Source organism: Mycobacterium sp. NGS69 (genome assembly GCF_059812165.1).
Window position 1 is genome coordinate 459587 of sequence record NZ_JCALCD010000006.1, and the last position, 6000, is coordinate 465586.

Annotated in this window: 8 protein-coding genes; 3 read left to right on the plus strand and 5 right to left on the minus strand. The window is 68.6% G+C overall.

Annotation, left to right across the window (positions count from 1 at the left end; genetic code table 11):
- Positions 1 to 237 precede the first annotated feature (237 nt).
- Positions 238 to 1470 (plus strand): condensation domain-containing protein, encoded by a 1233-nt coding sequence (locus AC5Y2S_RS20415; protein ID WP_499957952.1) that lies wholly within the window; start codon positions 238 to 240, stop codon positions 1468 to 1470.
- Positions 1471 to 1490: 20 nt separating this feature from the next.
- Positions 1491 to 2249 (plus strand): Rv3717 family N-acetylmuramoyl-L-alanine amidase, encoded by a 759-nt coding sequence (locus AC5Y2S_RS20420; RefSeq protein ID WP_499957953.1) that lies wholly within the window; start codon positions 1491 to 1493, stop codon positions 2247 to 2249.
- 1 nt (position 2250) lies between these two features.
- On the opposite strand, the gene AC5Y2S_RS20425 is transcribed toward AC5Y2S_RS20420, so the two are convergent.
- The 4 genes from AC5Y2S_RS20425 to AC5Y2S_RS20440 all read right to left on the minus strand — a co-directional run bounded on the left by AC5Y2S_RS20425 (position 2251) and on the right by AC5Y2S_RS20440 (position 4615).
- Positions 2251 to 2967, minus strand: a complete 717-nt coding sequence (locus tag AC5Y2S_RS20425) for a cutinase family protein (protein ID WP_499957954.1) — start codon at positions 2965 to 2967, stop codon at positions 2251 to 2253.
- Between the two features lie 84 nt (positions 2968 to 3051).
- Positions 3052 to 3936, minus strand: a complete 885-nt coding sequence (locus tag AC5Y2S_RS20430; protein WP_499957955.1) for an alpha/beta fold hydrolase — start codon at positions 3934 to 3936, stop codon at positions 3052 to 3054.
- Positions 3936 to 4265, minus strand: coding sequence for a DUF202 domain-containing protein (locus AC5Y2S_RS20435; RefSeq protein ID WP_499957956.1), 330 nt, complete (start codon positions 4263 to 4265; stop codon positions 3936 to 3938). The genes AC5Y2S_RS20430 and AC5Y2S_RS20435 overlap by 1 nt, the downstream gene beginning before the upstream one ends.
- Positions 4262 to 4615 (minus strand): YidH family protein, encoded by a 354-nt coding sequence (locus AC5Y2S_RS20440; RefSeq protein WP_499957957.1) that lies wholly within the window; start codon positions 4613 to 4615, stop codon positions 4262 to 4264. Before AC5Y2S_RS20440 ends, AC5Y2S_RS20435 begins: the two co-directional genes overlap by 4 nt.
- 59 nt (positions 4616 to 4674) lie before the next feature.
- Between AC5Y2S_RS20440 and AC5Y2S_RS20445 the strand changes: the two genes are divergently transcribed.
- On the plus strand, positions 4675 to 5382 hold the full coding sequence (locus AC5Y2S_RS20445) for a haloacid dehalogenase type II (RefSeq protein WP_499957958.1): 708 nt from the start codon (positions 4675 to 4677) through the stop codon (positions 5380 to 5382).
- 12 nt (positions 5383 to 5394) lie between these two features.
- Here the strand turns inward: AC5Y2S_RS20445 and AC5Y2S_RS20450 are convergent, their stop codons facing one another.
- Positions 5395 to 5934 (minus strand): ester cyclase, encoded by a 540-nt coding sequence (locus AC5Y2S_RS20450; RefSeq protein WP_499907548.1) that lies wholly within the window; start codon positions 5932 to 5934, stop codon positions 5395 to 5397.
- Between the last annotated feature and the right edge of the window lie 66 nt (positions 5935 to 6000).

A 6000-nucleotide genomic window follows, 5' to 3' on the forward strand; every position in this document is an offset into this window, starting at 1 on the left:
GGTACGGCGTCAGGCTCACCCTGACAAGGGTCTCCCGGAGGTTTGGCGAGCAGACGCAGAATCGCACGCGCGCGGCCCGCGCAGTGCGATTCTGCGTCTGCTCGCGCAATGGGGCCGGGATTCCGCTGCGGGCGGAATTTCGCGGAGCGCCTTGTGATTTCGCGCACCGGGATGAACCGAGCCTCCGGGCGATCCGTGTGCAGTGTGTCGCACTGCCCAATGACGTTTGGAGACTTGGTGATCAGAAGCGTTCGTCCCGTTGGCGCCGTAGAACGGCTCTTCTACCGCTACAGCGAGCGCAATCCCGCTCACTTCCTGCTGGTGGCGGAGTTCGGCGAAGTGCTGACCGCGGATCGGCTGAAACGCGCGCTGGCCGCCGTTCAGCGGCGACATCCCTTGTTGTCGGTGCATGTTGAGGACCGCCCGGGCACCCGCCTGGGTTTCTATCGCGCGGCGACCGTCGCACCGATCGAGCTGACCATCCGCCCCGGCGTGGGGTGGTCGTGGCACGCCACCGCGGCCGACGAGCTCGGCCGGACGTTCGACCGTTCGCACGCGCCGCTGATGCGGGCGTCGTTGGTGCAGGGATCCGCGAACAGCGCCCTGTTGCTGACGTTTGACCACACCATCGCCGACGGGATTTCCTCCGTGCTGGTTCTCGAGGACGTGATCGCCGCGCTCAACGGCGAGGCGTTGCCGACTTTGCCTGTGCAGCAATCCCAGGAGCACATCCTCGCCAGCACGCTGGGCGACGTTGATCCGTTCGATCCCGCCGAGCTGCCCGACGATCCGAGGATGCGAACGCCCAGTGCCATCCGCCCCCGCGATGGCGCCCTGACCAACGTGCACACGATGGCCATCGGGCCGCTGGAAACCGCGCGGCTGGTCGAGCGCTGCCGGGCGGAGCACACCACGGTGCAGGCGGCGATGGTGGTGGCGATGTGCCGCGTGCGCGCCGCCTTGTGCGGCGAAGACTTCGTGCGCGCGCTGAACCCGATCAACTTCCGGGCGCTGATCGGAGTCGAGCGGGATTGCGGCCTCTACATCCACTGCACGTGGACGGGATTGTCCCCCTGGGACGGGACTGCCTTCTGGGAGCAGGCGCGCGCGACGACCGCCCACCTCGAGATCGCCCGGTCGGCGCGCGGGATCCGCACGGCCTCGGAGGTCGTTCAGCAGGCGGTGCCCGTCGACGCCGAAGTTCGCGACACCGAGGAATTCTTCACCCGGATGCACCCGTGGGAATTGCTCATCACCAATCTCGGCGTGCAAACACTCGACGGCAACGGCCCCCTGCGGCCCACGGCCGTGTGGGGACCGGTGGTCCAAAGCCAGACCGACGGCGAGTACGTCACCGGGATCACCACCTACGACGGCACACTGAGGATGGTGACCTGCGGCTACAGCGTGCCGACCAGCTTCCTGAAGAGCGTCTGCGCCGCGTTGCTGGCCGCCGTCGACGAAACCTAGAAGTTGTTACCATCGCGCGGGTGAGCCAACGGCCCGTTACCCGGCGCGACGCCCTGAAGTTCGCCGGCGCCGCGCCGGCATTGCTGGGGACAGCCTTGGCCGCCGCGCCCCGCGCGGGCGCCGGCATCGCCGGCATGGGTGTCTTCCTCGACCCGGGCCACAACGCCGTCAACGATGCCTCGATCAGCCAGCAGGTCCCGAACGGCCGCGGCGGCACCAAGGAGTGCCAAACCTCGGGCGCCGCCGCCGACGACGGCTACCCCGAGCACGCGTTCACCTGGGCCGTCGTCGGGCTGATCAGCGGTTCGCTCAACCAACTGGGCGTGCACACGCAGCTGTCCCGGGACAACGACAGCTCCGTCGGCCCGTGCGTCGACGCACGCGCGGCGGCGGCCAATGCGATGCACCCCGACGCGATCGTCAGCATCCACGCCGACGGCGGACCGGCCTCGGGCTCGGGATTCCACGTGAACTACTCCAGCCCGCCGCTGAACGACGTTCAGGCCGGCCCGGCCGTTCTACTCGCGCGCACGATGCGGGATGCCCTGGTGCAGGCGGGCTTTCACCCGTCGACGTACGCGGGCTCGGACGGCCTGTACGGCCGCGCCGACCTCGCCGGGCTCAACCTGGCCCAGTACCCGGCGATTCTCATCGAGCTGGGCAACATGAAGAACCCGGACGAGGCCGCGCGGATGCAGAGCGCGGACGGCCAGGCGAAGTACGCCGCTGCCGTCACCCAGGGGATCGTCGCGTTCCTGAACGCCAAAGGCCCGTCGTAGCTCAGGTGCCGAAGCCGCCGGGCGTCCTCGCGTCGCCGCCGAGATGGCTGGCCGCGAAGGCCGCGCCCTTGTCGATCATTCCCCCGTCGGAGGCGTAGGTGTCGTGCGCGGCGAAGTTCATGCCGTCCGAGCACACCGGGTCCTCGGGCGCGCACACCTTGATGGTCTTCGCCTGATACAGCGGGCCGATGGCGACGGGGGGCTCGTTGAGGAAGTTCATCGCGCGGACGTTGGGCATGCCGAAGAGCACCACCGAGGAGACGTGGTCGGCCACGGCGGGATCCATCGGCTTGGGCACGGTCGCCGGGTCGACTCCGTCCGGCACGGCGGACGAGGTAACGAAGCCCATGACGGCCGCACCCTGGGAGTAGCCGCCGAGCACCATCTTGGTGTTGGGGCAGGTCTTCGCCATGTCCTCGACGTGGAATCCGGCGTCCTTGATGCCGTCGAGGCCGGTGCCCCAGTCGTTGCTGGCGGGGTAGTTGACGGGATAGACGTCGAGCGATTTTCCGCCGATGCGCGAGCGCAGGTTGTCGACGAACGCCTGCCCGGTCGGGCCGACGCCGGGGTCCTCGCCGGTGCCCCGGGCGAAGACCACCTGGGCGTCCGGACATTGGGCGAGGGCTCCGGGGATGACGGGCGCGACAACGGTGGCGCCGATGCCCGACACCGCCGCTGCCGCAGAAACAACGAAGCGAGTGATGTGACGTGCGGTCATGGAAAAATATTTGCCAGAATGGGCGGGCCCCAAACCTGGGAATTTCCTTGAACTTTCATGAAATTTTGCTGGTACCGCAACCCGTCAATCGGCGTCGAGGAATTGATTGACCGCCTGGACGAATTCCGTGGGGCGATCGCGCACGAGCCAGTGTCCACACGGCTCGAGGACCCGCACCTGGCCGTCCTGGACGAGCTGCGCGGCGCGGATCGAATCAGCCACCGGCACGAGCCGGTCGTTGCGCCCGGCCAGTACCAGCGTCCTGGCTGTGATCCGGGGCAGCCTGGACACCAGCGACAAGCCCTCCGGCCCGGCGCCGAACGCCCATCGTTGGGTGGCGGCGAACGCTTCGCCCGCGTGCGGGAGCTTGCCGCTGATGATGACCGCGTCGATCAGCTCGTCGGACAGCGCCGCGGCGTTCCGCATGCCGAGGCTGGCGCGCAGCTGCGTGCGAAGCAGCCTGCGGCCCAGGCTCACCGACAACCTGTTCATTCGGTTTCCCAGCCGTGGATGGTGGGCGACCCAGTGGGCGGTGCGCATGAACTTGTACCGCTCGGTGACACCGCCCGGATTGATCGCCACGATGCGGCGCACGAGATCGGAGTGGGTGATGGCCATTTCGAGGGTGATCCAACCCCCGAGCGACAGGCCCCCGAGATCGACCCGGTCGAAGCCGTAGGTGCGAATCAGGTCGGCGACCCAGTCGCCGTACCACGGGATGGAGAACGATGACTCGGGGAACTCGGAATCGCCGTATCCGGGCAGATCCGGAGCGATGACCCGCCGGCGCCGGCCGAGCTCGGCCAACGCCGATCCGAACGACACCAGCGCCGAGTCGACGCCACCGCCGTGCAGCAGTATCAGCGGGGTGACGTCATTGCGGGGGTCGACCTCGAACACCCGCGTGCGGATCCCTTGAACAGCGATGTCGCGGGCCTCCACACCGGAGGGTGTATGCGGGGGCTTCATCAATAGACCAGCTGAGCGACCATCGTGACGACGATCAGCGCCAGCACGGCGGCCCCGATGCCGTACACCTGCCGGCGCGCGGTGATCCGCGCCGGCAGTGGGTTCTGCTGCAGCGCGCGCTGGCGTCGCACCGCGATCAGGTAGGTGCCCAACGCGACCACCGCCGCCAGGAAGGCCGGGACCAATTGCCACGGCCCGACGGGACCGTGCAGGTTCCTGACCATCAGCAGGGCGCCGTTGGCCAGGAACGCGAAGGACGTTCGGGTCCACGCCAGCACCGTTCGATCGGCCGGTTCGTTGGGCGGGGCGGTCGCCGTCGAGTCGCTCAACCCATGACCGCCTTGGCGATCACCAGCCCGATCGCGACCAGTCCCACCACGCTGAGCCCCACCGCGAGGTAGGCCGGGGTGGGATGGCGGGGCAACGGATCGCCGTGGCGCATCGCGTGGTCGGCCTGCCGCCAGCGGATCAGCCCCATTCCGCTGGTGAGGGTCGCCAGCACGGCGAGCCCGACCCCCAGCACGCGCCGCGCCCCGGGGACGGTCAGCTCCGGAACGAGCTGCACCAGCGCGACCGCGGCGGCGAGCAGTCCCAGCGCGGTGCGCTGCCAGGCCAGGAAGGTCCGCTCGTTGGCGAAGGTGAAGCGGTAGTCGGGCTCGCGCTCGTCAGGTTCGGCCACGGACTACCCCGCCTCGGCATGGAAGGTCAAGCGTTTCGACGCCGCAGATTTTAGCCTGCATGATGGGGCCTGTGGTCAAGGCGCTGCTGTTCGACGTGCAGGGGACGGCGACGGATTTCCATTCGACCGTGTGCGACGAGGCGGCGCGGATCAGCGCGGGGCGGCACCCGGGCGTCGACTGGCCCGACGTGGTGCGCCGTTGGCGCGCAGGCTACTTCGCCGAGCTGGAGGGGGCGCAGGGGAGTGGCTGGGTTTCCGTGCACTCGGTCTATCGGCGCGCGCTGGACGTCGTCCTATCCGACTGCGGCATCGCGGGCTTTTCGGACGCCGAACGCGAGGAGCTGACCTTGGCCTGGCAGCGGCTGCGGCCGTGGCCGGACGTGGTGCCCGGGCTGACGCGGCTGAAGCGCGCCTACACGCTGGCCACCCTGTCGAACGCCGACGTGTCAGCGGTGGTCAACATCTCCAAGCGGGCCGGCATGCCGTGGGACGCGATCTTCGCCGCCGAGATGGCCGGGGTGTTCAAGCCCGACCCGGCGATCTATCGCATGGCCGCGACCTACCTCGGCCTGCCGCCCGCCGAGATCATGATGGTGGCCAGCCACAAGTACGACATCCGCGCGGCGGGCCGGCTGGGCTTCGCGACGGCCTTCGTCGCGCGCCCGCTGGAATTCGGGGCCGGCGGCGAGGCCGACGTGGCCTACTCCGACGAGTTCGACGTCAACGCGGCCGACTTCCTGGACCTGGCAGCGCAACTCGGCTGCTAGCGGCGCGCCGGCTTACGCGGAAGTCAGTGCGGGATCCGGCTTTTCCGATGACATCGATAGGAAACCGCGCACGCAGCGCGCGGCCAGCAACCAGTTCGCCGGCTTCTTCATGTCCAGCCCGCCGAGCAGCTGCTTGATCATGGTCAGCGTGTCGAAGTAAATGCGTTCGCAGACAAGCGTTTCGGTGTCGTCGAACACGAAGTAGGCGTTCATGCGGACCCGGAACCGGCTGCCGGTGGGCGGGACCTTGCCGAGATATCCGCGGTGGGTGCCCATCAGCCAGAACTCGACGATCACCGCGTCGGCGCTGTGCCGCAGCGCGATGATCTCGTGGTCCTGATCGGGGAACGCGGTCCTGGTGTAGACGTAATAGCCGCGCACCGCCGCGTCGCCGTCGTGGACGATCATCTGCGGGATCAGCTCGTAGCGCGGGTGCGGGAACGTCGCCAACACGTCGTCCCAGGCCTGGCGGACCTCGTCGTGAAAGTGGTCGAGCACGAGCTTCTCGCGGGCTGCGAGCACGTCGGGGGCGGGAAACGCGGGAATGGTCACGGTGCTCACGATAAACCCGCGAGCAGACGCAGAATCGCACTCCACGACGCGAAATCGTGCGATTTT